The sequence below is a fragment of the Mitsuaria chitosanitabida ATCC BAA-476 = NBRC 102408 genome, assembly GCF_001598255.1.
In the GTDB taxonomy this organism is placed as follows: Bacteria; Pseudomonadota; Gammaproteobacteria; order Burkholderiales; family Burkholderiaceae_C; genus Roseateles; species Roseateles chitosanitabidus.
The window spans coordinates 239,988-266,066 of the sequence record NZ_BCYP01000033.1; the positions used below are offsets into that span (position 1 = coordinate 239,988).

The window sequence follows — 26,079 nt, forward strand, 5'->3', positions numbered from 1 at the left end:
GCCGCGGGCGCTGCGGCGAGCATGACGTCAGGCCGGTCCACCACCGCGGACCGGTCCGCGACAACCGATCAACAAGGAGCCGATCATGCCCAAATACGTCATCGAGCGCGACATCCCCGGTGCCGGCGCGCTCTCCGCCGCCGACCTGCAAGCGGTGTCGCAGAAGTCCTGCGGCGTGCTGACCGACCTCGGTCCGTCCATCCAGTGGCTGCAGAGCTACGTCACCGACGACAAGCTCTACTGCGTCTACATCGCCCCCAGCGAGGCGCTGATCCGCGAGCACGCCAGGATCGGCGGCTTCCCGGCGGACCGGATCTCCCGCATCCACCGGGTCATCGACCCGACGACCGCCGAGTCGGCCTGACCTGTCCGGGCCCGTCCCGGCCCGCCCGCGCGCGAACCCGCCGCGGCGCGCCGTCTCCCGACGGCCCGCGCGGCCCGGGCCTCAGCCGCCCGCCTTCTTCGGCGCGTAGCCCGCCTGCGTCAGCCAGGCCATCACCTTCTCCAGATGATCGCCCTGGATCTCGATGGTGCCGTCCTTGACGGTCCCGCCGGTGCCGCAGGCGGCCTTGAGCTTCTTGCCCGTCTCGGTCAGCTCGGCCAGCGTCAGCGGCAGGCCCAGCACCACCGTCACGCCCTTGCCCTTGCGGCCGGCCGTCTCGCGCCGCACGCGCACCTTGCCGTCGCCCAGCACCGCCGACGCGGCCTGCGCCGCGCAACGGCAGTCCGCCTGCGCCTGACGGCATTTCGGGCAGGTGCGGCCGCCCTCCGTGGAATAGACCAGTGCCATGGCGTTCAGGGCCTCAGTTCACGCGCGAAGAACGCGTCGATGGTGCGATACAGGTGCAGCTTGGCGCCACGGCCGGCGATGCCGTGCGCCTTGCCAGGATAGATCATCAGGTCGAAGGGCTTGGAGACGTTCTGCAGCGCCTCGGTCATGCGCAGCGTGTGCTCGAACAGCACGTTGTCGTCGGCCGTGCCGTGCACGATCAGCAGCGGCTTCTCCAATTGCGCCGCGCGCGCCACCAGGTTGGCCTGGCGATAGGCCAGCGTCTGGCCGCCCTTGCCGTCCTGCGGCAGGCCCAGATAGCGCTCGGTGTAGGCGGTGTCGTAGAGCGTCCAGTCCGTGGGCGGCGCGACGGCGACCGCGGCGGCCAGCGGCGTGTCCGCGTCCAGCATCGCGCGCTCGGCCAGGAAGCCGCCGTAGGACCAGCCGAAGAAGCCGATGCGCTTGGGATCCACGCCCGCGACCTGCTTGGGCAGCTGACGCACCGCGGCGAAGAGATCGCCCACGTCCACGACGCCGAAGGCCTCGTGGTGCGCGCGCGTGAAGGCGCGATCGCGGTTCTGCATGCCGCGCGTGTCCAGCGTGAACACGCCATAGCCGCGACGCTGCCAGTAGGCGATCAGCGCGGTGTCGCGGTTCCAGTTCCAGTTGGTCGTCGACGTGCCCGGGCCGCCGTAGGCCATGGTGATCACGGGGTGCGGACCGGCCTTGCCGTCCAGCGGCGCGAAGTACAGCGCGTTCAGCGGCGTGCGGCCGTCGGCGGCGGTGATGTCCACCACCTGCGGGGTCGGCAGGATGCGCGCGAGCAGCGCGTCCGGCGCGTCACCCGGCAGCGCCACGGGCTGAGCCCCCGCCTTCACCGACTGCAGCGACAGCGCCGGTGGCTCGCCCCAGGCGCCGCGCGTGACCAGCAGCTGGCCGCAGTCGCCGTCGCCGCGGGCGTCGCGCCATTGGCGCGCCTGGGCGCCGTCGAGCGCGCGGCTGTTGCCGGCCAGGTCGATGGCGAAGAGCTCGCGCGAGCGGCCGCGATCGCGGGCCGCCGCGTAGACCACGGTCTTGCCGTCGGTGCAGATGCGATGGGCGACCGGCTCCGGCTCGTTCGTCAGCGGGCGGCGCGCGCCGGTGCGGCGGTCCAGCAGCAGCAGCTGGCGGCGGCCCGAGGCCTCGCTCGACCACAGCAGCGCCGGCTGCCCGGACAGTTGCAGGCCGTCGATCTCCATCAGGTCGTCATGCACCTCGACCCAGGCGGCATCGCGCTCCTCGGTCACCGTGCGGCCCAGGCCGTTGGCGTACTCGGTCAGGGTCAGCTGGCGCTGGTCGCGCGTCAAGGTCTGCAGCCAGGGCGTGCCGTCGCCGAACCAGCCGGCGCGCGCGACGTATTCGGCATCGGCGGCCAGCGGCAGCGGCGTCGCGCGGCCGTCGTCGACCTGCAGCGTCCAGGCGCTCACGCGGGCGTTCTTCTCGCCGGCCCCCGGATAGCGCTGCTGCGTCATCGTCGTGCGGTCCGAGAAGATCTGCGCGCGCGTCTTGACCGGGACCTCGCTCTCGTCGACGCGCAGCGCCAGCAGCTGCCGGCCGTCCGGCGACCACCAGTAGCCGCGCTGACGGCTGAGTTCCTCGGCGGCGATGAACTCGGCCAGGCCCCAGCTCACGGTGTCGCTCGCGCCCTTGGTCAGCACGCGCGGCGAGCCCGAGGCGTCGAGCGGCTGCACCCACAGCTCGCCGCCCTTGACGTAGGCGATGCGGCTGCCGTCGGGCGAGCAGCTCGGGTCCTGCTCGGGCACCTGCTCGTCGTTCGTGAGGCGCTGGGCCTTGGGGCCCTGCTCGGTCAGACGGACCAGGTAGAGATCGCCCGACAGCGGGAACAGCAGCGTCTTGCCGGAGGGACCGCACCACTGATAGCTGGTGATGCCGCCCTGCGAGATGCGCTTGCGCTCCAGCGCCATGCGCTCGGCCTCGGTCAGCTGCTGGCTGCGGCCGCCCAGCACGTCGGGCGCCGACACCAGCTTGCGTGGCGCGCCGCCGGCCGCGGGCTGGGCCCACAGCTCGAGCTGATCGCTGTCGGAGGCCGACGGACGGAGGTAGCTGACCCAGGCGCCATCGGGCGAGATCTCCGCCTGGCGGGTCAAGCGGCCTTGCAGCGGTGGATCGGCGAAGACGCGCTCCAGCGACAGCGGCGTCACGTCGCCGGCGCCCGCGCCATGGGCAGCGGCGGTCGTGGCGACCAGCGGCGTCGGCTTGGGCGACTTCATGGCCACGGTCGCGGCCATCGGGAACAGCGGGGCCAGCGCGGCGGCGAGGGTCACCAGGCGCGGGGTCAATCGGTAAGCGGTCATGCGGCGATCAGCGTGTCGCTGTCTTGTCGTGAAGGGGCAGGGGCACCGGGCGCGGTCGGGACTGCGCCCCCGGCATCGGCATCGGCATCGGCGGAAGGATCGGTGTCGAGGTCGCTCTCGCAGGCGTTGAAGGCGTCGACGGGCGCGACATCGGCGTGGTCGGCGTGATCGGCGTGATCCTCGATGTCATCGGCCTCGCCGGTGGTCCTTGCGGCGTCGAGTGTCGGATCCAGCGTCTGGCCGAAGAGGGTCATCGCCAGCAGGTCCGGCGCATTGATCGTGCGCACGCGCTGGTAGGTCTCCTCGGCCTCGGGATAGTGGCGGCGCAGGTAGTGGAGCCATTGCTTGAGCCGGCCGGCCTGGTGCTTGGTCGCGACCTTGCGGCGCACTTGCGCGAAGAAGCGCTCCATGAGCGGGATCACGTCGCTCCAGGGCAGCGGCGTCGCGCCCTGCCCCGGCACGTCCCGGCCCAGCGCGGCGCGCACCGCGAGCGCCAGTCCCGGATTCGCGACCATGCCGCGCCCCAGCATCAGCGAGCGGCAGCCCGACTCGCGCAGGCATCGCAGCGCGTCCTCGACGGTCCACACCTCGCCGTTGGCGACCACCTCGACGCCCACGGCCTCGCGGATCACGGCGATCTGGTCCCAGAAGGCCGGCGGCTTGTAGCCGTCGCGCTTGGTGCGGCCGTGCACGACCAGTTCCGACGCGCCCGCGGCCTCGATGGCGCGCGCGCAATCGAGCATGCGCTCGCGGTCCTCGTTGCCCAGCCGCATCTTGGCGGACACCGGTACGTGGGCGGGCACCGCGCGGCGCACGGCGCCGACGATCTCGCCGACCAGCTCGGGTTCGTCGAGCAGCACGGCGCCGCCGCGATGGCGGTTCACCGTCTTGGCCGGGCAGCCGAAATTGAGGTCGATGCCCTCCGGGCCGAGCTCGGCCAGGCGCGCGGCGTTCTCGGCCAGGCACGGTGGGTCCGAGCCCAGCAGCTGCGCCCGCACCGGCACGCCGGCGTGCGTGCGGCTGCCGTTGAGCAGCTCCGGCACGATGCGTTTGAACACGCGGGCCGGCAGCAGCTGGTCGGTGACGCGGATGAACTCGGAGACGCAGCGGTCCACGCCGCCGACACGGGTGAGCGTGTCGCGCAGCATGTGGTCCAGCAGGCCCTCCATGGGCGCCAGAAGAATCATCGGAGGCAAGGTGAGCGAGGGGCGCGTCCCAGGATCGCGGCGCTCGTGGCGCGCGGCCTGTGAACAAGCGGCGGCGGGAAACGCGAGAGCATAGCGGATCGTCCACACCGACTGTGGATAAGCGCGTGCACAGCCTGCGCAGGAATCGCGCAAGCCGTTGATCTCAAAGGAGATCCTCTACCGTGCTCAAAAAAGTGGCAAGGTCATGAATCGGGCGCTCAGCGCCCGGGTTGTTTCGCTGACGCGTCGGATCAGCGGGCGCCTTCAGGCGGGCCGCCGTCGTCGGTGCTCGCGGGGGCGTCGCCTTCCCGCTTGAGCCGCTTCTCCTCGGCGTCGCGCACGCTGAGCCACAGCCTCAAGTCGAACTCGAGCTGGCCATAGGACGGCTCCATGTGATGGCACAGCGCATAGAAGGCCTTGTCGTGGTCCATCTCCTTGAGATGCGCGAGCTCATGCACCACGATCATGCGCAGGAAGGCCTCGGGCGCCTCGCGGAACAGCGTGGCGACGCGGATCTCGCGGCGCGACTTGAGCTTGTTGCCGTGGACCACCGTCTGGCGGGTGTTCGTGCCCAGCGCGTGCTGGATCACCTTGAGCTTGGCGTCGTAACGGACCAGCGCGAGCGGACCGGCGTTGCGCATGAAGCGCTGCTTGAGCTCCTGGGTGTAGTCGAACAGCGCCTTGTCGCTGCGGACCTCGTGCGCCTCGGGATACTTGCGCGCGATCAGCGGGCCGAGCTCGCCGTCGTCGAGCAGCCGCTGCGCCTGCTCGATGAGCGCGGGCGAATAGCCCTGGAGATACTTCATGGGAACAACTTCGACAACAGGGCCCCGATCTCCATCAAGACATCAAGACATCAAGACATCGAGACATCGAGACATCGAGACATCGAGACATCGAGACATTGGGACATTGGGACATCAAGAACGGCCCCTCAACGAGAACGCCTGCGCGGTGGCAGCCCCCTCTCCCGCTGCGCGGGAGAGGGCGGGGGTGAGGGCCGTCGCAGCGCTCAGCCCGCGGCCATGGCCGGTGCTGGGTAGTGTCGCGCGACCCATCCCTCGAAGCGCGCGAACATCGCGTCCTCGCCGCCGCCCTCGTTGTCGGCCAGCACCTCGTCCCCATGGACCACCAGCACGCGCGCGTCCAGCGGCAAGCCGTCATCGGTCCGCTCGCCGCGTCGCGCCGACGCCTCCAGCAGATCCCGCGCCGCGGCCCAGCACTGCTCGACGGTCTCGTCGCAGGCCTCGGCCAGATATCGCGCGCTGAAGCCCTCGCCCGTGAGGCGACGCAGCGTCGCGTCGTGATCGATGCTGTTGCCCGGCGCCCAGTAGTGCTCCGCCAGCGCCGGCCCGATGGCGGGGTTGTCGGTGAGGTAGCCATCCCGCCGCAGGAAGAAGGCCCGCGTCTGATAGACCGCCATGTGCGCCAGCAGGTAGCCCTGGTACGACGCCGCCGACTCCTGATTCAACAGATGCGGGATCGCCAGGAGGGGGCGCGGCGCGCGGTCCACGCCCAGGATGCGGCGCTCCGTCGCGCGGGCCAGGGCCAGCACCGCCTCGGGCGTGCGCTCGTCGTCGGACATCGCGTACAGCGCGGCCTCGAAGTAGGGGACCGCCGCGATGGCCCGCTCGTCGAACGCACGCATCGGCTGCGTCGCGGCGATGCGGTCGCGGATCAGCGCATCCGGAATGGCCTCGCCATCGACCGTGCGGGCGTAGCGCTTGAGCCAGTCCGCATCGCCCAGCAGGCTGTCGCAGAACATGGACTGCGTCTCCGCATAGGCCATCGAGGTCGGCGCGAACTCCTGCGAGAAGCAGGGCGAGTTCTGCGCCACGTTGGCGAAGTGCGCCGCATGGCCACCTTCGTGGAACAGCGTCAGCATCGCGCGCGCGCCGCTGCCGACCTGATCGGGCTTGGCCTCGGCGGTGAAGTTGATCTCGCCCGGATGCCAGTGGCCGCGCTCGTCGATCCAGGTCGGCAGCGGCCCGTGGCAGAACCCGTTCTGGTACTTGCCCGGCCGCTGCAGCAGGTCCAGCCGCAGCGTCGCGCCACGGTACTGGATGCCCAGTCGGCGGAAGCTGCTCACCCAGCGGCGCAGCGCGGGGCCGAAGGGCATGTACGGATCCATGCGCCGCGTCACGTCGCCGGCGCTGTGGAAGCGCAGGTTCCAGGGCTCGAGCGCGTCGGCGCCGTGCGTCGCGACGAGCGCGTCGTGCGCGCGACGCTGCGCGGCCTCGGTGCGGGCGGTGAAGTCGTCGAGGATGTCGAAGAGCTGCTGCCTGCTCATGCGCTCGTTCTTGCGCAGCTTCATCTCGAAGTAGTCACTGAAGCCCAGCGCCCGCGCCAGCCGGTTGCGCAGCGCGACGATCTCCAGGAAGCCGTTCTCCAGCACCCAGCGCTCCAGGTCGTGCAGGGCCTCGTAGGAGCTGCGGCGGCGCGCCTCGTCCGGATTGGTGCCCAGGTTGGTCGACAGCATGGTCAGCGTCGCGGGCTCCCGCTCGCCGCGATCGTTGATGTGCGTCGGCGCGTAGTCCTTGCGCCTGGCGAAGAGGAGGCGCTCGGCCTCGATCAGATCGGCCATCAGGCGGCGGCCCTCGTCGCTGTCGATGATGTTGGCCTCGAACACGCCCAGCCAGCCGCGCAGGCCGTGGGTCAGCGCCTCGCGCTCGTTCGATGCCGGCGCGGCCATGACCGCGGCGAGATGGGCGCGCGTGTCGGCCAGGCGCGCGGGGTCGGAGATGAAGGCCTTGTAGTCGGTCTCGGCGCGGCCGAAGCCCTCGTGGTCCTCGCTCGTGGCCATGTAGGTGGCCCAGAACAGGTCCTCCTTGCGCTTGTGGACCGTGACGTAGTCGTGATTCAGCCGGTCGAAGAAGGCCCGCGCGGCGGCGAGCGGGGCGGATGCCGCGGAGATCGGTGTCGAAGCCATCGGGCGAGCTTAGCGCACAGGCATCATGGCGGCCATGCGTGACGACAGCGACCCGCCCTGCCCCAGTTTCATCGTCGAGCTCCAGCCCCAGGGCTGGCGCTTCGACGCGCCCGTCGACCAGTCGCTGCTGCTGGCCGCGCTGGACCACGGCCTGCGCCTGCCGCACTCCTGCCGCAACGGCACCTGCCGCGCCTGCATCGCCCGGCTGGTGTCGGGCCGCGTCGAGTACCAGGTCGAGTGGCCGGGGCTGTCCCGCGAGGAGAAGGACGAGGGCTGGATCCTGCCCTGCGTGGCATGCGCCCGCACCGACCTGGTGCTGGATCAGCCGCAGGCGATCAATCTGTTCGAGGTCCCGGTGCCGCCGGGCGCAGTGGGGGGTACTGCCGCGCTCCCACCCTCTCCCCTGCCCTCTCCCGCCCCGCGGGAGAGGGAGTAATACGGCGCCGCGCGTCGCCCCGAGTCACTCCCTCGCCCGCTTGCAGGAGAGCGAGTGAACAAGCATCACGCTGGACGGCCCCCTCGCCCGCTTGCGGGAGAGGGAGTGAACAAGCATCGCGCTGGACGGCCCCCTCGCCCGCTTGCGGGAGAGGGCTGGGGAGAGGGTCTTCGCGCGCTGGCGCGAGCGTGGGGCGGATGAGTCGCTACGGGTACGCGGTCCCGCCTTCCGCGCCGTAGTTCACAGCTTCCCCCCTTGTTCCCTCGATCAGGATTAACCCGGAGCAGGCAGCATTCTGTCCGTTCAACAAACATGTCGGGGCCGACCCGTTGACGGGCCGGCCCGACCTCATGCGAGCTCCCCCGAGGACGAGAAGGACAAGAAGGACGTCGAGATGCTGAATCTGAATCAATGGCGGCTGCGTAGCCGCGTGCTGGCGGGCTTCGCGCTGGTGATCGTGCTGATGGCGGTGGCCTCGGCGGTGGGCGTGGTCCGCGTGTCGATGCTGCATCAGCGCATCGAGCACCTGGTCGACGTGGACATGCGCACGCTGGAGCTGTCGCGCCAGTGGGCCGGTCTGACCGAGGGCAACATCCAGCGCCGCATCGTGCAGATGGTGGTCGACGACGAGAACTTCGTGAAGGCCTTCACCTCGCGCTCCAAGGAGCTGTCGGCCCGCATCGACGCGATCCAGAAGGAGCTCGACGACAGCATCAAGGAGCCCGAGGGCGCCAAGCTGATCGACGAGATCGGCGCGGCCCGCAAGAAGTACCAGGACGCCCGCGAGATCGTGCTCAAGGCCAAGTCCGCCGGCGAGGACGTCAAGCCGCTGGCCGCCAAGCAGCTGATACCGGCGATGAACGACTACCTCGCCGCCATCGACCGCTTCGCCGAGCACACCCGCGATCTGCTGCAGACCGCGCGCACCGAGGCGCAGGCCGAGGCCGAGAGCACCCGCACGCTGGTCATCGGTCTGATGGTCGTGGCCATCGCGCTGGGCGTGGGCATCGCGCTGGTGATCACGCGCTCGGTGACCGAGCCGCTGTCGCACGCTCAAGCCCTCAGCCAGGCCATCGCCGACGGCGACCTGAGCCGACGCGACTCCGGTGAGGTCGCCGGCACCGGCGGCGACGAGGTCGCCGCGCTGCGCCGCTCGCTGCGCGAGATGCAGGCCAAGCTGGCGACGACCATCTCGGGCGTGCGCACCGCCGCCGATCAGGTCCGCCACGCGTCGACCGAGATCGCCACCGGCAACGCCGACCTGTCCAACCGCACCGAGCAGGCCGCGAGCAGCCTGGAGGAAACCGGCGCCGCGATGGCCACGCTGGCCGAGGGCGTGAAGCTGAACGCCGATTCCGCGCGCGAGGCCGACACGCTGGCGCAGACCGCCTCGCAGGTCGCCGGCCGCGGCGGCGCGATGGTGGATCAGGTGGTCTCGACGATGAACGAGATCCAGCAGTCGTCCAACAAGATCGCCGACATCATCGGCGTGATCGACGGCATCGCCTTCCAGACCAACATCCTGGCGCTGAACGCCGCGGTGGAAGCCGCGCGGGCCGGTGAGCAGGGCCGCGGCTTCGCGGTGGTGGCGGGCGAAGTGCGCTCGCTGGCGCAGCGCAGCGCCGAGGCGGCCAAGGAGATCAAGACGCTGATTTCGGCCTCGGTCGAGCGCGTGGACGGCGGCTCGCGCCTGGTCGGCGAAACGGGCGCGACGATGCGCGAGATCGTCTCCAGCGTGGAGCGCGTGACGCGCATCATCGGCGAGATCTCGGCCTCCAGCGCCGCGCAGTCGCTGACGCTGGGCGAGATCGGCCAGGCGGTGCGGCAGCTCGATCAGATGACGCAGCAGAACGCGGCGCTGGTCGAGGAATCGGCCGCGGCGGCCGAGTCGCTCAAGGACCAGTCGGCTCAGTTGGTCGACGCGGTGGCGAGCTTCCGGCTCTGACCACCGGGGAGGTCGCCCGGCTGCGCAAGCCGGGCACCGCCTCCTCGCAGGCATCGCGAACCCTCGGGGGCACCCCGTTTGCGCGGCCTCCGGAAGGTGCCCTCCCCCAGCGCGGCCCAGGGCCGCGCTTGTCATTGGGGGACAGGTCTTGCGTGGCCCGGGGTCAGGCCTTGCGGATCTCCGGCAGCTCGATCTTGACCTCGAGCACCTCGAGGTCGTCCTGCCGCTCCATGTGCACCTTGATGTCGTCGGGATTGATCGACACGTACTTGGAGATCACCGCCAGCAGCTCGCGCTGCAGTTGCGGCAGGTAGTCCGGGCTCGTGCTCCGGCCATTGCGTTCATGGGCGAGGATCAGCTGCAGACGCTCCTTGGCGACGCTCGCGGTGCTTTTCTTCTCGCCCAGGAAGAAGGACATGAATCCCATGGGGTCTCCCTCTTTCTATCAGCGGCTGAACAGGCGCTTGAAGAAGCCCGGCTTGACGGCCTCGACGAAACGCATCGGCTTGTCCTCGCCCAGGAAGCGGGCGACGACGTCCGTGTAGGCCTCGGCAACATCCGTGCCCTTGAGGTGGATCGCCGGCAGGCCCTGGTTGGAGGCCTGCAGCACGCTCTCGCTCTCGGGGATCACGCCGATCAGCGGCGTGCGCAGGATCTCGTGGATGTCCTCCAGCGACAGCATCTGGCCGCCCTCGACGCGGTTGGGGTTGTAGCGGGTGATGAGCAGATGCTCCTTGACCGGCTCCTTGCCCTCGATCGCGCGCTTGGTCTTGCTGTTGAGCATGCCCAGGATGCGATCGCTGTCGCGCACCGAGGAGACCTCGGGGTTGGTCACCACCAGCGCCTCGTCGGCGTAGTGCATGGCCATCAGCGCGCCCGTCTCGATGCCGGCGGGGGAATCGCAGACGATGTAGTCGAACTCCATGGACTTGAGCTCGTCCAGCACGCGCTCGACGCCCTCCTGCTTCAGCGCGTCCTTGTCGCGCGTCTGCGAGGCGGCCAGGATGTACAGCTTGTCCAGCTGCTTGTCCTTGATCAGCGCCTGGCCCAGCTTGACCTCGTCGTTGATGACGTTGATCAGGTCGTACACGACGCGGCGCTCGCAACCCATGATCAGGTCCAGGTTGCGCAGGCCGACGTCGAAGTCGATGACGGCGGTCTTGTAGCCGCGCATCGCGAGGCCGGTGGCAAAGCTGGCGCTGGTCGTGGTCTTGCCCACGCCGCCCTTGCCGGAGGTCACCACAACGATCTTGGTCATGGGTCGAGGTCCTTCTTTCAATGTGTCTGGTAGGGATGGTCCGCGGGCCTCAAATGCCCAGCGGCTCCATCAGCAGCTTCTCGCCGTCCAGGCGGACCTGCGCGGCCTTGCCCCGGACGTTGTCCGGCAGCGGGTTCTCACTGGTGCGGTAGATGCCGGCGATGGCGATGAGTTCCGCCTCCAGCACCTGCGCGAAGATGCGCGCCGACGTGTTGCCCCGCGCGCCGGCGATGGCCTTGCCGCGCAGCGGCGCGTAGACGTGGATGTTGCCGTCGGCGAGCACCTCGGCGCCGTGGTTCACCGCCGCCAGCACGACCAGGTCGGCGCCCTTGGCGTAGACCTGCTGGCCGGAGCGCAGCGGCTTGTCGACGTAGACCGTCTTGGCTTCCGCCGCCACCGGCACCTCGACCGGGCGCTCGACGACGACTTCCTTGATGACCTGCTGGACGACCTTCTCGACGCGCGGCTCGGCGCGGACCGGCTCGTCCGGGGCCTCGGCCAGGCCGAGCTCGGCGGCCTGCGCCAGCTCGGCGGCGTTGGCGCCGATCACGCCCACCGGCTGCAGCCGGTGACGGCGCAGCAGCGGCAGCAGCGCGGCCAGGTCCACGCGGGCGACCGGGGGGGAGCGACGCGGCGGTGTCGGGGATCTCGACGGGGGATGCCGATTCGAGGCTCAGCTCGCCCTGGCCGTCCGCGGCGGCCACGGCTTCCACCGCGGCGCTCGCCGGCTCGGCGGCGATGCCGGGTTCGGGAGGAGGCAACTGGCTCAGGTCGATGAGCAGCGGATCGTGATGGAAGGCGTCCGGCGTCTCGCCCAGCCTGGTCGCGAGCTCGCGGTCCAGGGCGGCCGGATCGGCCGTCCGAAGGACGCAGGAGAGCAGGCTCAGGGAAGCGCTCTTCAGTTCAAAAAGGTCCGGAGACTTGCTACCCGCCGCTGCCTGCGTCATGAAAGAAATGGGGAATGCGATTGCAAAGGCGCGAATTCTATCGGTCCCCGCGAGGCCTCCTTTTAGGGGCCTTCCTGGTGGTGTCGCGGCCGCGGCTGTCATGGGTCGGTCGCGCCACTGCCACAAATTAGGGCAAACCACCGAAATACCGGTGGTGACAAGCACTTGCGATCGCCGTCGCCAGGTGACACACATCCTTGTCCACAGGCGCGGGGGACAGTTCCGCCGGACGGGGGAGGCGAGAGTCCGCCAGCGGGTCGCCTCTTCCAGGGTCAGGCCCGCGCTGTCAACCTAAAAATCGTGGATCCGGGGCTTGACTTATCCCCATCGGGCCGATCTCCCCCTGCCCCGCCCCGACATGCTGCATCGCAGCTGCTGGTTTTCCCGAGACCGCGCTAAGTGATTGATTCGTATGGCGAGATTTTCCTTGCCCGGAAAAGTGGCACGGAACTTCAGGGGTCGCGCAATCAAGGGCTTAGAGCGGTCGTGGGCAGGTTTCCCACACAGTTATCCACAGCCTCTGTGGATGGTTTCCAAGGGTCTTTGAAATCAAGGATTTAGCGCCCACCCTTGAACCGGCGGACGAGGTCGGCCCCCGCCTTTCACGCCCTCCCGGGGGTGTCGGAGACCCGCGACAGGGGGCGGAACCGTTACAAGTCCGGTCACGGACCGGTGTGCGGAGGGGGCGCCGCCGGGGCGAATGCCGTCATGAATGCACCGGCGAAGGTCACGAATCCGACATCCGGGGGCGGAGAGCGTTCGCAAGACGGCAGCAATGCCCTGACCGCAAGCCGTGGGACAGGTGGGCAAGGGGTGATCCCGCTAGAGTCCCTCATTTGATCGCGACGCGCGGGGCGGGCCCGCCACCGGGCGGCGCGAGCCTCCTGGTCGATCGCACGAAAGGCGAAACGATGGGCGTGCTCTCCAGGATCCGGAAGGAATGGTTTCTGCTGGCGCTGGTCGGCGCGGTCTGCCTGGCCAGCGTCTGGCCGGAGCTGGGCCGCAGCGGCGGCCTGCTTCAACTGCAGGCGGTGAGCAACTGGGGCGTGGCGCTGGTGTTCTTCCTGACCGGCCTGGGCCTGTCCGCCGCGGCGCTCAAGGATGGCGCGCTCAAGTGGCGCGTCCACGTGCTGGTGCAGCTCAGCACCTTCGTGCTCTTCCCGCTGCTGTGGTGGGGCTTCACCGCGCTGTTCGGACGCTGGCTGCCGCAGGACCTGGCGCTGGGCTTCGCCTACCTGTGCGCGCTGCCCTCCACCATCTCCTCCTCCGTCGCGATGACGGTGCTGGCCAAGGGCAACGTGCCGGCCGCGATCTTCAACGCCAGCGCGTCCAGCCTGCTCGGCATCGTCCTGACGCCGGCGCTGGTGGCGCTGATGTCGGGCGCCAACGGCGCCACCCTGCCCTTCGGCGAGGCGGTCTGGAAGCTGACCGAGCTGCTGCTCCTGCCCCTGGTGGCCGGCCAGTTGCTGCGCCCCTGGCTGGCGGGCTTCTACGCGCGGCACAAGGCGCGCATCGCGCTGGTGGACCGCTGGGTCATCGTGCTGCTGGTGCTGTCGGCCTTCAGCGACTCGGTCGCCTCGGGCCTGTGGCGCGACCACGGCGCCGAGCTGCTGATCAAGGCCGCCCTGGGCGCCGCCTTCTTCCTGGCCGTGGTCATCGTGCTGAGCCGCCTGGCGGCGCGCGCGATGGGGCTGTCGGTGGAGGACGAGATCGCCGCGGTGTTCTGCGGCTCCAAGAAGACGCTGGCCTCGGGCGTGCCCATGGCCAAGCTGCTGTTCGGGGCCCATCCGGCGGTGGGCGTGATCGTGCTGCCCATCATGTTCTATCACCAGCTGCAGCTGATCCTGTGCTCCTGGCTGGCCCAGCGCTACGCCGCGCGGCTGCAGGTCGCGGCGCCCGTCGACGCGCCCCGGGCGCAGAACGCCAACGGCGCGTCCGTCTGACGCCTAAAATCGCCGGTTCCTCCGCCGTCGCCGGGGTCCCCGCGCGGGACGCCGGCGCCGCGGGACCGCTGCACGCACCGGCAGCCTTTCGCCAGGCTCTTATCGCGCCATGACACGCAAGCTCTTCGTCACCACCGCCCTCCCGTACGCCAATGCGAACTTCCACATTGGCCACATCATGGAGTACACCCAGGCCGACATCTGGGTGCGCTTCCAGCGGATGATGGGCAGCGAAGTGCATTTCGTCTGCGCCGACGACGCCCACGGCGCCCCGATCATGATCGCGGCCGAGAAGGCCGGGAAGACACCGCAGCAGTTCGTGTCCGACATCGCGTCGGGCCGCAAGCAGTACCTGGACGGCTTCCACATCAGCTTCGACAACTGGCACTCGACCGACGGCGCCGAGAACCACGAGCTGTCCAAGGAGATCTACCGCGCGCTGCGCGCGAACGAGCTGATCTCGGTCAAGACCATCGAGCAGTTCTTCGATCCGCAGAAGTCGATGTTCCTGCCCGACCGCTTCATCAAGGGCGAGTGCCCGAAGTGCGGCGCCAAGGATCAGTACGGCGATTCCTGCGAGGTCTGCGGCGCGGTCTACACGCCCACCGAGCTGAAGAACCCCTTCTCCGTGCTGACCGGCGCCACGCCGGTGATGAAGAGCTCCGAGCACTACTTCTTCAAGCTGTCCGATCCGCGCTGCGTGGAGTTCCTCGAGCAATGGACGCAGACGCCCGGCCGGCTGCAACCCGAGGTGCTCAACAAGATCAAGGAGTGGTTCACCAAGGACGAGGACGGCAACGGCGGCCTGGGCGACTGGGACATCAGCCGTGACGCCCCCTACTTCGGCATCGAGATCCCCGACGCGCCGGGCAAGTACTTCTACGTCTGGCTGGACGCCCCCATCGGCTATCTGGCCTCGCTGAAGAACTACTTCGGCAAGACCGGCCGTGACTTCGACGCGTTCGTGAAGGACCCGTCCACCGAGCAGATCCATTTCATCGGCAAGGACATCACCTACTTCCACACGCTGTTCTGGCCCGCGATGCTGCAGTTCAGCGGCCGCAAGACGCCCAACCACGTGTTCGTGCACGGCTTCCTGACCGTCAACGGCGGCGAGAAGATGTCCAAGAGCCGCGGCACCGGCCTGGATCCGATGAAGTACCTGGCCCTGGGCATGAACCCCGAGTGGCTGCGCTACTACCTGGCCGCCAAGCTCAACGGCAAGGTCGAGGACGTGGATTTCAACCCGGACGACTTCGTCGCCCGCGTCAATTCCGACCTGGTCGGCAAGTACATCAACATCGCCAGCCGCGCCGCGGGCTTCCTGGCCAAGCGCTTCGGCGGCCAGCTGTCGTCGGACGTCGGCGTCGAGGGCCGGACGCTGCTGGACGCGCTGCGCGCCCACAAGGCGACGATCGTCGAGCTCTACGAGACCCGCGAGTTCGGCAAGGCGCTGCGCGAGATCATGTTGCTGGCCGACCGCGTCAACGAGTACGTCGACCAGAACAAGCCCTGGGAGCTGGCCAAGCTCGAGGGCAAGGATCAGGTGCTGCAGGATGTGTGCACCGTCTGCATTGAGGCCTTCCGCCTGCTGTCCATCTACCTGAAGCCGGTGCTCCCCGCGCTGGTGGCCCAGGTTGAGACCTTCCTGCAGGTCGCCCCGATGAGCTTCGACGACGCGGACCGCGCGCTGGGCGGCCACAAGATCGGCGGCTACGAGCACCTGATGCAGCGCGTCGATCCCAAGCTGCTGGAGGCGCTGTTCGAGCCGCCCGCCCCGCCCAAGGTCATCCCCGGCGGCGAGGAGCTCGCTCCGGAAATCAAGATCGACGACTTCTCCAAGGTCGACCTGCGCATCGCCAAGATCGTGAAGGCCGAACTGGTGGAAGGCTCCGACAAGCTGCTGCGCCTGACGCTGGACGCTGGCGAAGGCCGGCTGCGCAACGTGTTCAGCGGCATCCGCAGCGCCTATCAGCCCGAGCAGCTGGAAGGCAAGCTGACGGTGATGGTGGCCAACCTGGCGCCGCGCAAGATGAAGTTCGGCGTGTCCGAGGGCATGGTGCTGGCCGCCAGCCACGCGGACGAGAAGGCCCACCCCGGCATCTTCGTGCTGGAACCCTTCCCCGGCGCGCAGCCGGGCATGCGCGTGCGCTGATCACGAGCCCCCACGGGGGCGGCCGAGGCGACCGCCTAGAATCCGCCCCAGTTTTGAACGAATCCTGTCTTCACGACATCACGAGACGACCATGCCGCTGTTCTGGAAGCCCTACAAGTCCGAGATCACCAACTTCATCGACGAGCTGAAGGCCAAGAAGCCCACGCTGGAAGCCGAGCAGCGCGCCGGCCGCGCCTTGCTGTGGGACCGCGAGCAGGACCGCCAGGCGCAAGCCGGCTACAACGACGCCCGCGTGCCGCAGCAGGCCTACGTCTACCAGACGAAGTCCGAGTGACGACGCGCGTCGCCGCGGAGCGATGAGCAACGCCGACGACAAGCCAGACACCGCCCTGACGCTGCCGGAGACCCCGGCGGATCAGGGCGGCGGCGCTTCCACGCCCGAAACCGTCGACAACGTCGCGGTGGCGCGGCTGTACGGGGAGCCGCTGTTCGCGCTCCCGCAGGACCTGTACATCCCGCCGGATGCGCTGGAGGTCTTCCTGGACGCCTTCCAGGGGCCGCTGGACCTGCTGCTGTACCTGATCCGCAAGCAGAACTTCAACATCCTCGACATCCCGCTGGCCGACGTCACGCGCCAGTACCTCAGCTACGTCGAGCAGCTGCGCAAGCACAACCTCGAACTCGCGAGCGAGTACCTGCTGATGGCGGCGATGCTGATCGAGATCAAGTCGCGGATGCTGCTGCCGCCCAAGAAGTCCGAGGACGGCGCGGAACCCGAGGACCCGCGCGCCGAGCTGGTCCGACGTCTGCTCGAGTACGAGCAGATGAAGCAGGCTGCCGTCAGGCTCGATCAGATGCCGGTGCTGGGCCGCGACTTCCTGCGGGTGCAGATCCACATCGAGCAATCGCTGGCCCCTCGCCTGCCGGACGTCCACGTCGACGACCTGCGCGCCGCCTGGGCCGATCTGATGCGCCGGGCCAAGCTCAACCAGCACCACAAGATCTCGCGCGAGCAGCTGTCGGTGCGCGAGTACATGAGCCACCTGCTGCGCAAGCTGCAGGGTCAGCGTTTCGTGGAGTTCGAGGACCTGTTCGAGCTGGACCGCGGACCGCAGGTGCTCGTGGTGTCCTTCATCGCGATGCTGGAGCTGTCGCGCGAACGCCTGGTGGAGATCACCCAGGCCGAAGCCTTCGCGCCGATCTACGTGCGGCTGGCCTACTCCCCGAGCTGACCCTCGCGCGGCCGCCGGATCACCGCCCCAGCCTCCGCAGGCGCCCCCCAAAAGCAGAACGACCTCCACTCGGGAGGTCGTTTCGTTCGACCGGGCGCCGGGCCCGCGCGGCGATCAGCGGAAGGTTGTGAACGCGGCGTTCGGTTGCCGTTGCACCATCTGGCCCACGGCCAGCACGGCCTGGGTCCGGGAGCTCACGCCCAGCGCCTTCAGCACGGCGGCCACGTGGTCCTTGATGGTCTCGACCGAGACGCCCAGCTCGCGGGCGATGATCTTGTTGGGCTTGCCCTGCAGCAGCAGCGCGAGCACGTCGGTCTGGCGGGGCGTCAGCTGCAGGCTCTCGAGGCCGGCGGTGGTCTGGTAGCCCGCCTGGCTGGCCAGCGCATGCACCTGCTGCAGCTTGGTCCCGACCGAGTGGCCCGGGCCGTCCGACAGCGGAATGGGCTGCGACTCCATCGGGGGCTCCGAGCCCAGCGACATCGGCGGCACGTAGATGCCGCCCGACATCACCAGCTTCAGGGCCTGCGCCAGCACTTCATTGCTGGTGCGCTTGGGGATGAAGCCCATCGCGCCCTGGTCGATCGCGCGGATGACGTCGCTGGCGCGGTCGGAGGCCGAGATGACCACCACGGGCAGGGACGGATATTGGGCACGGAACTCTTCCAGCACGTCGAACCCGCTGGCATCGCCCAGGTTCAGATCCAGCAGCACCAGATCGAAATCCTGACGCGACTTCAGCGTGTCACGCGCCTGAGCCGCGCTGTCGGCACCCAGCACCTGCACGTCGTCGCCCAGACCCTGAATGACGGTCTGCAACGCGGCCAGGATCAAGGGGTGATCATCGATCAGCAAAACCCTCACGCGTGTGTCTCCTTCGTTTGTTCGGACTTCCGGCGGCCCCTGTCGGACCGCCTCCAGATGCGTCCCTCGGCAAGTCTCCAGAGGGAAGGCGCCGATCATAGGCGGGCGACCCGGCACCGGCACTCCCCCTTACGGTGGCATCGCTACCGTTGGAAAGTTCTATTAGCGATCTTTACAACGGAATTTCGCACACACGGGTATCCCCTCGTGACCGCCTTCTACCGAGTGTTGCAGCCGATAAATCCGGTAAGCCGAATGATGAAAATGACACCACCGCGCGATGGCCGCACGGATACGACGTCGCGCGAATCGCACAGAGACCTTCACCGTTGGGTCCGCCTTGGCGGCGGGCTGAACGGTGAAACAGGGACAAGGCATCGGCGCGCGGACCGGGTCTGCCGACCGGATCCGCCCAAGACACCGGACACGCCGCGCGTGTTCAGCGCATCTGACGCGTCAGCGATTCGGCGACGCAGACCGGCTTGCTGCCGCCCTCTCGCTCGACGGTGACCTCCACCATCATCTGGACGCCGCCGTCGATGGCCTCCAGTTTCCTGAGCACGAAACGCCCCCGCAGCTTGCTGCCCACCGGCACCGGCGCCGGGAAACGCACCCGGTCCAGGCCGTAGTTCAGGCCCATGCGGACTTCCTCGACCCGGAAGGCCGTTTGATAGAAGCGCGGCAGCAGGCTCAAGGTCAGGAAGCCGTGCGCGATCGTCGCGCCGAACGGCCCCGCCGCGGCGCGCGCGGGGTCGGTGTGGATCCATTGCTGATCCTCGGTCGCATCCGCGAAGGCCTGGATGCGGGGCTGCTCCACGGCAATCCAGTCGGACACGCCGATCTCCTGGCCGATCAGCGATTCGAGTTCTTCCAGTCGTTCAAAGATCCGCATCATGCATTTGTTGGCAGTTGAGCGACTCGATGGTGCAACAGGGTCCGCGAGGTGCGCTGTCGCGTAGAGGTCAGAGACCGCTTCGATCTTGCTAGTTGAAGCAGATGGGTTGGTCAGAAGAGGCAATTCAAGGCGCGGAGACGGACTTCCAGAATCGCGGCCTCATCGAGCACAACCGCCTCACGACCATGCAACTCCGACACCGATTCACGCCGGCCCGCGACTGGATCCTGGCCGCCTGCCCTGTCCTCCTCACCACCGCCGGTGGCGCGCTCTTCTTCGGCCGCGCCGTCGTCGATTCCATACAGTCCACGCCGCACCCGGCTCTCGTCTACGTCATCTTCGGCACCCTGCTCATCGCGGTGCTCGGCGCGTGGGCGGTGCTGTTCCAGCTCCATCGCGACGAGCGCAGCGCCCAGGCCTGGGATCGCCTCGACACGCCGGCGTTCGAGTCCGCCCTGCGCGCCGTCCACCGCGGTTCACCCTTCCTCGACGCCTATGCGCTGGTCGCCAAGCGCGACCGTCGCTCCTCGGACGACGACCGTCGCGAGCTGGAGCGCCGCCTGCATGCCGGCGAACGGACCTACGGCGAGCGCCTGGCTTTCCCTGGCTTCATCGCCGGCGCGCTCGTGGGCCTGGGCCTGGTCGGCACCTTCATCGGCCTGCTCGGCGCCCTGAACGAACTGGCGCAGCTGTTCACCGGGATGACCGCGGGCAGCGGCTCGGACCCCGCCGCGATGCTGGGCGGGATGATGGTCAAGCTGCAGGCGCCGATGAAAAGCATGGGCACCGCCTTCATCGCCTCGCTCTACGGTCTGCTGGGCTCGCTGCTGCTGGGGCTGACGCTGGTGGCCGTGCAGAAGACCCGTCATCGCGTCGCGGGCCAGATCCACGACGTGCTGATCGATGCCTTCGACCGCGATGCCCGCGGCGCCCTGGCCCTGCCTCGCCTGCCCGGCGAGTCCGAGGCCGAGCACGCCCGCTGGCAGGCCGTCCTGGGCGGCATCGAGCTGCTGCGCGACGCCCAGGCCCGCGCGCTGGACGAGGCGCTCGCGCCCATCGCCCAGCTCGAGTCCTCGATCGCGCGTCTGGCGGCGATCGTGGCCGCCGCCCTCGATCGCGCGCCGGTCTTCCTGGATCAGGGCGCGCAACTGCGCGAGCTGATGGCCCGGCTCTGCAGCCTGCAGGAATCCGGTTCGCGCGAGCTGGTCCATGCCCTGCAGTCCCAGCAGCAGGCGAGCCAACGCCTGGTCGAACTGGGCGTGCTGTCCCAGGAAGCCGACCAGGCTGCCGCCGCGCGCCGTGATCACCGCGACGCCGCGCTCCAGCAATCGCTGCAGGACTGCCGCGACGCGTTCGACGACATCTCCGGCCGACTGCGCACCGTCCTCCTGGACGCCGGTCTGCCCGCCCGCGCCTGATCCGAGCCGGCGGCGCGCTTCGCACCGCCCGGTCGACCGTCGCCTCCCTCTTCTCTTTCATCCCTGGATCCGTCATGAGTTCGTCCACCTCCACCCCGTCCGTGCCCGCGTCCGCCGCACCGACCGGCAAGCGCCCCTCCGCCACCAAGATCTCGGCCCAGCTGTCCAAGGTCCGCGAGATCCGCGTCCTGGATACCGATCTGGTCCTCACGATGGACACCGGCGAGACCGCCGTGGTGCCCGACGGCGCGATCCGCTCGATGACCGATCCGGCCTTCGTCCTGCAGTTCGACGACAGCGAGGTCGCCGGCAGCGCCCTGCTCCGCCAGGCCGGCCGCATGGAGATCGGCGACCTGTCGTCGGTGGCGGTCAGCACGCCCGCCCGCCAGGACGATCCGCTGTGGTTGAAGGGCTCGACCGCCCGAGCCGGTGTCGCCGACTCGGCGACGGGCGCTGAATCGGCGGCGCCGACCGGCGCGCACGCCGCGGCCGCGCCGGCCACCAAGTCCTGGGCCGAGCAATGGACGCCCTGGGCCTCGCTGGCGGGCGCATTCGGTGGTGTCGCGATCGCCGCCGCCGGCAAGGGCTCGGGCGGCAGCGCGGCCTCGGTCTCGCCGGCGTCGTCCAGCGGGACGACGACCCCGACGCCCGCGCCAGCCCCCGCACCGGCCCCGGCCCCGGCGACGGAGCCGCCGGCGGCCTTCACCCTGTTCGGCTCGATCACCGGCGGGCCGGTGGTGACGGGCAACGACCTGCGCGTGGAAGTGCGCGACGACGCCGGCCGGCTGCTCGGCTCGGGCCTGGTGGACGGCAACGGCCGCTACCAGATCACCGGGATGCCGGGCGCCTACCGTGGCGCCCTGCTGGTCTCCGTCAACAGCGACGGCACGGCGCCCGACTACCGCGACGAGGCCACCGGCGCGCCGGTCAACCTCGGCACCCAGTGGCGCGCCGTCGTCTCGCGCGACAGCGAGACCCTGCTCAAGGCGAACATCACCCCGCTCACCGAGCTCGTCGTGCAAGGCCTGAACCTGGCCGACGGCAAGTTGCCGGCTCCCGCCGCGCTGACCAGCGCCAACGTCGCGCTCGCCAAGCTGCTCGGGCTGGGCGACACGGACCTGACCCAGCTGACTCCTCAGGCCACCATCGACGCCAACGGAGGCAAGACCTCGGCCAACGACTACGGTCGTGTGCTGGCGCTGCTGTCAGGCCTGGACACCGTCGCGGGCTCGCCCGGCGACAGTGGCGCGCTGGCCCTGCTGGCGCCCTTCATCGACCGGTCGGGGAGCGCTCCGACCTGGAAAGCGACGGCGGACGACGGCGCGGTGCTCGCGGATCGGCTGACGCAAGCCTTCAACGCCTTGTCCGCCAACGACCGCTCGGCCACCACGCTCGCCTTCATGAACAAGGCCTTCGGGCTTGCCCCGAGCGCCGCACCTCGCCTGACCGACGTCAGCCTCAGCGCGGTCGACGCGCAGGGCGCGGCGAAGCAGGACGCGCTGGGGGCCGGCGACAAGGTCCGTGTCGTGCTGGCCGCCGACGCGCGCCTGTGCGTGGTGGGAGACACCACGCTCGACCTGCAGCTCGGCGAGCGCAGCGTGCTGGCCCGCTTCGTCGGCACGACGTCCGACGGCGCGCTGGTCTTCGAGTACGCGGTGGCGAAGGAAGACTTCGCGGCGCCTGGCGAGATCCGGGTGACGGGCATCAAGTCGACGAACGGTGGCGGATTCGCCACCGCGGCCGGCACCGCGGCATCGCAGGACCTGCCGACGTCGGAAGGGAGCGCCGGCATCACCATCGGCGTCCCCATTGGCGCCGCTGACTGGTCGCTGGTCGGCGCGGACGACACCGGCCGCGACGCGGCGGATCGCGTCACGCAAAAGACGACCCTGCGGCTGGAGGTCACCGGCCAGGCGGGGCGCACCGTCCACCTGTTCGAGGACCTGAATGGCAACGGCGTGGTCGACCTCGGGGAGGAGATCGGCTCGACGGTGATCCGCAACGGCAGGACCACCGGCGTGATCTCGGTCGCGCTGGATCCGGGCCGTCATGCCTTGGGCGTGTTCCAGTCCGACAGCGATGAACGCACCGGCCCGACCTCTAGCCTCAAGGACCTGCTGGTCGACAACACGACCGACACGCCGCAAGTGCGACTCGCGGGCCTGCGGGCCACCGCGAGCGACGGCACGCCGCTGGCGCTGGAGAGCAGCCCGACGCTGCAGGTGAGCGCCGAGGTCGGCAGCGACGTCACGCTGTTCGTCGACGACAACGGCAACGGTCGCTACGACGCGTCCGACCGCGTGCTGGCGCGCTATCGCCAGACCGAGGCGCGGCAGACGGTGCAGACCGGACTGACCTTGAGCGACGGCAAGATCGCCATCGGCGCGGTCGCGACCGACGCGGCGGGCAACCAGGCCAGCGCGACCCCCGGCACGATCGCGATCGCCGCGCAGCCGGTCACCGCGCCCAAGCTCAGCCTGCTCGGCGAGGACGACACCGGCGACAGCGCCACCGACGGACTGACCCAGCGCACGGCCGTCCGGATCGTGGTCTCGGGTCAGGCCGATGCGCGCGTCGTGCTCTTCGACGACCGGAACGGCAACGGCATCGAGGACGAGGGCGAGCGCCTGACCACCGTCCCCCCGCGCGCCGGCGAGACCAGCCAGACGGTGTCGGTCACGCTGGCCGAGGGCGCGCACCAACTGCTCGGCTACCAGATCGACGCCTACGGCCGCAAGGGCGAATCGTCCTCGGCCATGGCGCTCACGGTCGATGCCACCGCCCCGGTCGCGCCGGGCATCGAGCTCGTGTCCACGAGCGACACCGGCGTCAAGGGCGACGGCATCACCGCCGCGCGGGACATCCAGCTGCAGCTGCGAGGCGAGGCCGGATCGACCTACTGGCTGTACGAGGACGCGAACGGCAACGGCACGACGGAAGCCAGCGAACTGCGGGGCACCGGCGTCTTCGACGCCACCGGACTGGCGACGCTCGACATCGCCGTCTCCCCGGGCTCGCCGAGGTTCATCGCGCTCTCGCGAGATACCGCGGGCAATCTCGGATCGTCCACGACCTTCGACCTGCGCGTGGTCGAGGGCCTCCCCCCCATCCTGGCACCCCAGGTGCTCCAGTTGGAAGCTCGCTCGATGAACGACTCCGATCCGGACGACAGCCTGCTGTCCAACGGTTCGCTCTATGGGGAACGTCTGACCGCGGCCCACCTGGGCATCGGCGACTTCGCCAGCCCCGCGGACGTGACCATCACCTTCGCGCAGATGGTGAACCTGGCGGTCTACCGGGACGGCCAGATCCTGGCGGACGCCGAGGCCTTCACCTTGCGGGAGCTGCTGGATGGTCACATCACGCTGCGCTACAACCAGTCCGCCGCGGCCCTGCAGGCGAGCGGCGCCTTCGCCGACGCCGAGTTCACGATCGCCCACCCGAGCGCCACCGCGGCGACGGAAACCCGCTATCTCAACCTCGCCGTCCAGCACACGCAGGGGGTGGTGATCTTCGGGGACGGCTCGGGCAACGGCGGCTCGACCACGCCGCTGTCGGGCGCGCCAGGCGGCTCGGGCGGCGCAGGTGGCGGCAGTGACGACCTGATCCTCGGCACCGCCCAGGCGGACCTGATCTTCGGGGACGGCTCGGGCGGCGGTGGCGGCGCCCGTGCGGGCGGAGGCACTGGCGCGGGGGGCAGCGCCGGAGCGGGGGACGACATCCTCCATGGTGGCGACGGGGACGACGTGATCTTCGGCGACGGCTTCGATGGCGACACCGGCCTCGCGGCCGGTGGCGCGGGCGGCTACGGCGGCGGCGGCGGTGGCGGCGGCAACACGTTCGGCGGCAATGGGTCGCCGGGAACGGGCGGTGTCGGGGCCGGTGCGGGCGGGCGCCCACTGGGCGACGGCCGCACGGTCACTGGCGACGCCACCAACCTGGGCGGCGTCAAGGCGGGCCTCTCGGGCATCTGGACCAGCGGCCGCGGCAGCGGCGGCGGGGGCGCGGGGGTCGGCAGCGGGTCGGACTACAGCGCTGAGTTCGAGGGCGCGGCCAACCCCTCGCTGAACCGCTTCGACAACACCGGTACCGCGAAGACCGCCATCGACGCGGCCCGCGCCGCCGTGCTGGACGGGCCGGGCGACGCGAACGCCGAGAACCGCATGTTCACGCAACGCATGGGCGCGGGCGACGACTTCATCGATGGCGGCGCCGGCAACGACGTGATCATGGGCGGTCTGGGCGACGACACGATCATCGGCGGCACGGGCAACGACGTGCTGTATGGCCGAGGTGGCTCGGCGCGCCGGCCCGACGATCTGGACAACGACACCTTCGTCTGGCAACGCCACGATGCCGGCCCGTCGGGCGCGGTCGACGTCATCCGCGACTTCGGCACCACCGAGGGTGATCGGGACCGTCTGCAGATCCTCAGCCTGCTGGAAGGGCGCACCGGCTCGGAGACCGATCTCTCGCCCTGGATCCGCATCCTGGACCGGGTCCAGGCGCCGGCCGGCGCCGCCGGCTCGGACGTGGGGGCGATCGGCACGCTGATCACCATCGACATCGACGGTGCCGGCGCGGGCCGGGTCACGCAGCAGATCTTCCTCACCGGGGTCTCGCTGCCGACCACCGACGTCAACGCGCTGATCGCGCAAGGCATCGTGCTGTGAGGCCGCCATGAAGACCTCCTCTTCCGCTCCCAACGTCTGGCCCGGCTACGTCGGCGCCACGGCGGCGCTCGCGATCACCCTGCTGCTGCTGATCGGGTTTCTCGGTGCCAACCTGTTCGTCCTGGGCGGGCACACGGGCGAAGTGATGGAGCGGGCCGCGGTGATCGCCGACGGCCTGCGTCCGCGGCAGGAGCCGTCGGCGGTGACGTCGTCGCTCACCGGTGGCGATCGCCGGATCGGCCTCGGCGGCCGGGGCGGCGCCCCTGGCGCATCGGTCCTCGAGGCCCAGCTTCGCGGGGCCACCGCCTCCGTTTCAGGCGCGGGGCCCGACGCCGATGCCGACCCCGACCCCGACCCCGGCGCTGGTGCTGGGGCTGACGCGGGCGCCGGCACGGGCCGCCGACCCGCGGCACGCACGGGTGAGGCGTCGACACCGGCCTGGCGCATCGCGCTCAGCTTCGACAGCCAGGCTTATCAACTGGACGAGGCCACCCAATCGGCGTTGCGCGCCGCGGTGGCCGATCTGGGCGAGAGGCCGCTGACGGTCGATGCCACGACGGATGCGCGAACACCAGGCAGCGCTCGGGCGGCTTTCGTGCGGGTCATGGCTGTGCGCAACGCGTTGATGGCAGCCGGCATTGCGGGGGACCGCATCCGGCCGCGCGTCCTGCCCGCCGCCGCCGCCGCTCGGGACGTTCCCGGTCGCGTGGTCGTCGTCTCGCTCGCGTCCTTCGCCACCGACAAGGAGACTGACCATGCACGCTGATTCGTCCCGCGATGCCCCGGACTTCTGGCCGGGCTATGTCGACGCCCTGATCAACGTGGTGCTGAACCTGCTGTTCGTCGTGTCCATCTTCGCGATGGCGATCGCGGCGACCAGCCTGTTGCCGCGGCTGGGCACGGGCTCGGCGGACTCGGCGCATGCCGGCAAGGTGGCGGGCTCCAGCGAGCCTCCCGAACTGGCCGCGCGCCCGTCCGCAACGCCATCGCCCCTGCGTGCGCAGGGCGAGGTACTGGCCACAGTCACAGCCACAGCCACAGCCACAGCCACAGCCACAGCCACAGGCACAGGCACAGGCACAGGCACAGGCACAGCTTCGGCTTCGGCTTCGGCTT

18 protein-coding genes and 2 pseudogenes are annotated in these 26,079 nt (G+C 69.8%); 10 read left to right on the forward strand and 10 right to left on the reverse strand.

Annotated elements, in window-relative coordinates:
- Positions 1-85: 85 nt before the first annotated feature.
- Positions 86-364, forward strand: a complete 279-nt coding sequence (locus tag MCHT01_RS20455; RefSeq protein WP_067067999.1) for a DUF4242 domain-containing protein — start codon at positions 86-88, stop codon at positions 362-364.
- Positions 365-445: 81 nt separating this feature from the next.
- Here the strand turns inward: MCHT01_RS20455 and MCHT01_RS20460 are convergent, their stop codons facing one another.
- The 5 genes and pseudogenes from MCHT01_RS20460 to MCHT01_RS20480 all read right to left on the reverse strand — a co-directional run bounded on the left by MCHT01_RS20460 (position 446) and on the right by MCHT01_RS20480 (position 7,239).
- The gene (locus MCHT01_RS20460) at positions 446-790 is read right to left on the reverse strand and encodes a translation initiation factor Sui1 (protein ID WP_067068002.1); all 345 of its coding nucleotides are present in this window, start codon (positions 788-790) and stop codon (positions 446-448) included.
- 5 nt (positions 791-795) lie between these two features.
- Entirely contained in the window at positions 796-3,123 is a 2,328-nt protein-coding gene (locus MCHT01_RS20465) for an alpha/beta fold hydrolase (RefSeq protein WP_067068004.1), read from the reverse strand.
- 236 nt (positions 3,124-3,359) lie between these two features.
- Positions 3,360-4,310 (reverse strand): annotated as a pseudogene (locus MCHT01_RS20470) (tRNA dihydrouridine synthase); the annotation flags it as partial.
- Between the two features lie 251 nt (positions 4,311-4,561).
- Complete coding sequence (locus MCHT01_RS20475) at positions 4,562-5,116, reverse strand: M48 family metallopeptidase (protein ID WP_067068007.1); 555 nt, start codon at positions 5,114-5,116, stop codon at positions 4,562-4,564.
- A gap of 206 nt (positions 5,117-5,322) precedes the next feature.
- Positions 5,323-7,239, reverse strand: a complete 1,917-nt coding sequence (locus MCHT01_RS20480) for a M3 family metallopeptidase (protein ID WP_067068009.1) — start codon at positions 7,237-7,239, stop codon at positions 5,323-5,325.
- Positions 7,240-7,273: 34 nt separating this feature from the next.
- Between MCHT01_RS20480 and MCHT01_RS20485 the strand changes: the two genes are divergently transcribed.
- Positions 7,274-7,675, forward strand: a complete 402-nt coding sequence (locus tag MCHT01_RS20485) for a 2Fe-2S iron-sulfur cluster-binding protein (protein WP_084453107.1) — start codon at positions 7,274-7,276, stop codon at positions 7,673-7,675.
- A gap of 394 nt (positions 7,676-8,069) precedes the next feature.
- The gene (locus MCHT01_RS27860; protein WP_067068011.1) at positions 8,070-9,620 is read left to right on the forward strand and encodes a methyl-accepting chemotaxis protein; all 1,551 of its coding nucleotides are present in this window, start codon (positions 8,070-8,072) and stop codon (positions 9,618-9,620) included.
- A gap of 163 nt (positions 9,621-9,783) precedes the next feature.
- Here MCHT01_RS27860 and minE read toward each other — a convergent pair whose 3' ends face one another.
- The 3 genes and pseudogenes from minE to minC all read right to left on the reverse strand — a co-directional run bounded on the left by minE (position 9,784) and on the right by minC (position 11,825).
- Complete coding sequence (gene minE, locus MCHT01_RS20495) at positions 9,784-10,047, reverse strand: cell division topological specificity factor MinE (RefSeq protein ID WP_067068013.1); 264 nt, start codon at positions 10,045-10,047, stop codon at positions 9,784-9,786.
- A gap of 18 nt (positions 10,048-10,065) precedes the next feature.
- A complete protein-coding gene (minD, locus tag MCHT01_RS20500) occupies positions 10,066-10,878 on the reverse strand; it encodes a septum site-determining protein MinD (protein WP_067068015.1) in 813 nt (270 codons plus the stop codon).
- Between the two features lie 49 nt (positions 10,879-10,927).
- Positions 10,928-11,825: pseudogene (gene minC / locus MCHT01_RS27995) on the reverse strand (septum site-determining protein MinC).
- 911 nt (positions 11,826-12,736) lie between these two features.
- Here minC and MCHT01_RS20510 point away from each other — a divergent pair.
- From MCHT01_RS20510 to MCHT01_RS20525, 4 genes are all read left to right on the forward strand, one after another.
- A complete protein-coding gene (locus MCHT01_RS20510; protein WP_067068018.1) occupies positions 12,737-13,768 on the forward strand; it encodes a bile acid:sodium symporter family protein in 1,032 nt (343 codons plus the stop codon).
- A 109-nt stretch (positions 13,769-13,877) separates the two neighbouring features.
- Entirely contained in the window at positions 13,878-15,923 is a 2,046-nt protein-coding gene (metG, locus tag MCHT01_RS20515) for a methionine--tRNA ligase (protein ID WP_067068019.1), read from the forward strand.
- Between the two features lie 91 nt (positions 15,924-16,014).
- Positions 16,015-16,218 (forward strand): DUF3460 family protein, encoded by a 204-nt coding sequence (locus MCHT01_RS20520; protein ID WP_067068021.1) that lies wholly within the window; start codon positions 16,015-16,017, stop codon positions 16,216-16,218.
- 22 nt (positions 16,219-16,240) lie between these two features.
- The gene (locus MCHT01_RS20525) at positions 16,241-17,116 is read left to right on the forward strand and encodes a segregation and condensation protein A (protein ID WP_084453086.1); all 876 of its coding nucleotides are present in this window, start codon (positions 16,241-16,243) and stop codon (positions 17,114-17,116) included.
- Between the two features lie 114 nt (positions 17,117-17,230).
- On the opposite strand, the gene MCHT01_RS20530 is transcribed toward MCHT01_RS20525, so the two are convergent.
- Together MCHT01_RS20530 and MCHT01_RS20535 are read right to left on the reverse strand one after the other, a co-directional pair.
- Positions 17,231-17,977, reverse strand: coding sequence for a response regulator (locus MCHT01_RS20530; protein ID WP_067068023.1), 747 nt, complete (start codon positions 17,975-17,977; stop codon positions 17,231-17,233).
- Positions 17,978-18,416: 439 nt separating this feature from the next.
- Positions 18,417-18,869 (reverse strand): MaoC family dehydratase, encoded by a 453-nt coding sequence (locus MCHT01_RS20535; RefSeq protein ID WP_067068113.1) that lies wholly within the window; start codon positions 18,867-18,869, stop codon positions 18,417-18,419.
- Between the two features lie 188 nt (positions 18,870-19,057).
- Between MCHT01_RS20535 and MCHT01_RS20540 the strand changes: the two genes are divergently transcribed.
- From MCHT01_RS20540 to MCHT01_RS20550, 3 genes are all read left to right on the forward strand, one after another.
- A complete protein-coding gene (locus MCHT01_RS20540) occupies positions 19,058-20,290 on the forward strand; it encodes a MotA/TolQ/ExbB proton channel family protein (protein WP_169806177.1) in 1,233 nt (410 codons plus the stop codon).
- Between the two features lie 74 nt (positions 20,291-20,364).
- Positions 20,365-24,963, forward strand: coding sequence for an Ig-like domain-containing protein (locus MCHT01_RS27760; RefSeq protein WP_067068026.1), 4,599 nt, complete (start codon positions 20,365-20,367; stop codon positions 24,961-24,963).
- A 7-nt stretch (positions 24,964-24,970) separates the two neighbouring features.
- Positions 24,971-25,729, forward strand: coding sequence for an OmpA family protein (locus tag MCHT01_RS20550; protein ID WP_067068028.1), 759 nt, complete (start codon positions 24,971-24,973; stop codon positions 25,727-25,729).
- The last annotated feature ends 350 nt before the right edge of the window (positions 25,730-26,079 follow it).

Excerpts from the sequence above, each read along its gene's own strand:
- minD (WP_067068015.1), bottom strand. The coding sequence starts at position 10,878 with ATGACCAAGATCGTTGTGGTGACCTCCGGCAAGGGCGGCGTGGGCAAG.
- MCHT01_RS20540 (WP_169806177.1), top strand. The coding sequence starts at position 19,058 with ATGCAACTCCGACACCGATTCACGCCGGCCCGCGACTGGATCCTGGCC.
- minE (WP_067068013.1), bottom strand. The coding sequence starts at position 10,047 with ATGGGATTCATGTCCTTCTTCCTGGGCGAGAAGAAAAGCACCGCGAGC.
- MCHT01_RS20480 (WP_067068009.1), bottom strand. The coding sequence starts at position 7,239 with ATGGCTTCGACACCGATCTCCGCGGCATCCGCCCCGCTCGCCGCCGCG.
- MCHT01_RS20520 (WP_067068021.1), top strand. The coding sequence starts at position 16,015 with ATGCCGCTGTTCTGGAAGCCCTACAAGTCCGAGATCACCAACTTCATC.
- MCHT01_RS20525 (WP_084453086.1), top strand. The coding sequence starts at position 16,241 with ATGAGCAACGCCGACGACAAGCCAGACACCGCCCTGACGCTGCCGGAG.
- MCHT01_RS20550 (WP_067068028.1), top strand. The coding sequence starts at position 24,971 with ATGAAGACCTCCTCTTCCGCTCCCAACGTCTGGCCCGGCTACGTCGGC.
- MCHT01_RS20475 (WP_067068007.1), bottom strand. The coding sequence starts at position 5,116 with ATGAAGTATCTCCAGGGCTATTCGCCCGCGCTCATCGAGCAGGCGCAG.
- MCHT01_RS20535 (WP_067068113.1), bottom strand. The coding sequence starts at position 18,869 with ATGCGGATCTTTGAACGACTGGAAGAACTCGAATCGCTGATCGGCCAG.
- MCHT01_RS20455 (WP_067067999.1), top strand. The coding sequence starts at position 86 with ATGCCCAAATACGTCATCGAGCGCGACATCCCCGGTGCCGGCGCGCTC.
- MCHT01_RS27760 (WP_067068026.1), top strand. The coding sequence starts at position 20,365 with ATGAGTTCGTCCACCTCCACCCCGTCCGTGCCCGCGTCCGCCGCACCG.
- MCHT01_RS20510 (WP_067068018.1), top strand. The coding sequence starts at position 12,737 with ATGGGCGTGCTCTCCAGGATCCGGAAGGAATGGTTTCTGCTGGCGCTG.
- MCHT01_RS20485 (WP_084453107.1), top strand. The coding sequence starts at position 7,274 with ATGCGTGACGACAGCGACCCGCCCTGCCCCAGTTTCATCGTCGAGCTC.
- MCHT01_RS20465 (WP_067068004.1), bottom strand. The coding sequence starts at position 3,123 with ATGACCGCTTACCGATTGACCCCGCGCCTGGTGACCCTCGCCGCCGCG.
- metG (WP_067068019.1), top strand. The coding sequence starts at position 13,878 with ATGACACGCAAGCTCTTCGTCACCACCGCCCTCCCGTACGCCAATGCG.
- MCHT01_RS27860 (WP_067068011.1), top strand. The coding sequence starts at position 8,070 with ATGCTGAATCTGAATCAATGGCGGCTGCGTAGCCGCGTGCTGGCGGGC.
- MCHT01_RS20460 (WP_067068002.1), bottom strand. The coding sequence starts at position 790 with ATGGCACTGGTCTATTCCACGGAGGGCGGCCGCACCTGCCCGAAATGC.